At 35.1% G+C, this 478-nt stretch carries 1 protein-coding gene; it reads right to left on the reverse strand.

What is annotated here, in order from left to right:
- Positions 1-20: 20 nt before the first annotated feature.
- A partial coding sequence (locus tag KTE19_RS13720) for an ArpU family phage packaging/lysis transcriptional regulator (protein WP_347339423.1) occupies positions 21-478 on the reverse strand: 458 nt, incomplete at its 5' end.

The following is a 478-nucleotide window of genomic DNA, read 5'->3' on the forward strand; positions in this document are numbered from 1 at the left end:
CTGCGGTAAAACTGCGATTTTTATTTCGAATTAATAAAAACGTGAAGGTCTTCGAGCAAATAAGCATCTGCAAATTCTAAGAAGGCACGATTTTTGTAAAAATAATATCTGTTCTCGTGATAATGTAGCTGTTTCATTATTTGCCAATCAAGTGGCTTCTCACGTGTAAAATACAATTTGCTAATAATAATTTTAGAAACATTAGAACAATTCTCTATGGCCTCAATAGTCCGCTTTAAAACTTCTTGAGCGTATAGATGCTTATAAATAGTCTCTTCAGCGCTATTCCCTACATGGTTCGCTTTGGGCATGTCAGAAATTGTCGGTGATTTAATGTCCGTAATGCTTTGATGCGCATACCGCTCCATTTTAGGAATTGTGTGATTAAAAAAATGCTTAACCCGGTCAACCGTTTCTTTTTTATTTACTTCTGGAAATAATTCAATCATGTCAGTCTTACCCATAACGCAACTCCTTT

Origin of the sequence: Lentilactobacillus dabitei, from assembly GCF_019061365.1 — a bacterium.
Classification (GTDB): Bacteria; Bacillota; Bacilli; order Lactobacillales; family Lactobacillaceae; genus Lentilactobacillus; species Lentilactobacillus dabitei.